The sequence below is a fragment of the Vibrio sp. Y176 genome (assembly GCF_033438945.1).
In genome coordinates this window covers 1-1,157 of sequence record NZ_JAWOQS010000101.1, presented here as the reverse complement: position 1 = coordinate 1,157, position 1,157 = coordinate 1, and the positions used below count along the sequence as shown (strand labels likewise).

2 protein-coding genes and 1 pseudogene are annotated in these 1,157 nt (G+C 43.5%); 2 read left to right on the top strand and 1 reads right to left on the bottom strand.

From position 1 onward, the window contains the following. Together R7O13_RS24370 and R7O13_RS24365 are read left to right on the top strand one after the other, a co-directional pair. Positions 1–269, top strand: a pseudogene (locus R7O13_RS24370) (peptidylprolyl isomerase); the annotation flags it as partial. A gap of 150 nt (positions 270–419) precedes the next feature. Next, on the top strand, positions 420–704 hold the full coding sequence (locus R7O13_RS24365; RefSeq protein WP_021449594.1) for a ComEA family DNA-binding protein: 285 nt from the start codon (positions 420–422) through the stop codon (positions 702–704). A 90-nt stretch (positions 705–794) separates the two neighbouring features. On the opposite strand, the gene rrtA is transcribed toward R7O13_RS24365, so the two are convergent. After that, a partial coding sequence (gene rrtA / locus R7O13_RS24360) for a rhombosortase (RefSeq protein WP_318304868.1) occupies positions 795–1,157 on the bottom strand: 363 nt, incomplete at its 5' end.

Sequence of the window (1,157 nt, the reverse complement as noted above, 5' to 3'; positions counted from 1 at the left end):
AGACCGTTGACCGTCGTTCGCCACTAGCAACTACCGTCTTTGCAATGGCGAAGCCAGTAGATGGCAAACCTGTCTACGGTCAGTCGAAAGACCTTGAAGGCAACATCGTAGTGATTGAACTGGATGCTGTGAAAGCAGAACTAGATAGTTCGCTAGAAGATCAAGTTGCGATGCAAATGCAACGTGCATCATCTCAGCAGGATCTATCTTCTGTTCTCGCTGTATTGCGTGCTAACACAGACATTGAGTACTTTGTTGTGAGCAACTAAGCACTAATTATGTAATTTGCATGTTAACTAAAACGGGTCGCGTAAGCGGCCCGTTTTATTTTTGTTTAAACAAACTTCAATGACGATGAGTGTTTGCCTACATTAGGGCGGATTATTTCAGAGCGTTAATTTGGAGTGTATATGTTCAATATGAAATGGATTTTAACCTTGTGTTTAGTGGTGTTCGCACCACTCAGTTTGGCCGCTGATACCAAGGCTGATAAATATGAAGGAATTGAAATTACGGTCAATATCAATACTGCTTCTGCAGAAGAGATAGCAACGATGCTGAAAGGTATTGGCGAAAAGAAAGCGCAAAGCATAGTTGACTACCGTACTGAGCACGGCCCATTTAAAACAGCAGCTGATTTAACCAATGTGAAAGGAATTGGTGAAGCAACCATCAAGAAAAACGAAGACCGCATTCTTCTATAAACGCGGGCTTCGACCATTGTATTCTTACTGAGTTTTCGTTTCCGGTTACTGCTTTCCCGAACCAAACCCTCTTTCGTGGTTCGGGATTTTTTATCCAAATATACGGCGATGGAATCCTTTCTCTACTAATGCCATACCTAAGCCTCCCATTGCACCAAACAGGTGTGAATCAACAGCAACACGAGCACCTATCATTGCAGCAGTGCTGGTTGAAGGGCCATAAAGTTGCTCCCATGCGATTTTAGCAATAAGTCCGGCGACTAAGAGTAGGCTACTTCTTCTGTTTTCAAACACTTCTCTGAGAGCCCAAAAACCAAACAAACCGTGTAAGACGCCAGACAAGCCGACATAGACTGACATGCTAGTCAGTAAGTTCATTGCGCCGACAAAGGCACAAAGCAAAAGAAAAACAATCGAGAAGTTGCGTGCACTAGGACGGAATATAAACGCGAT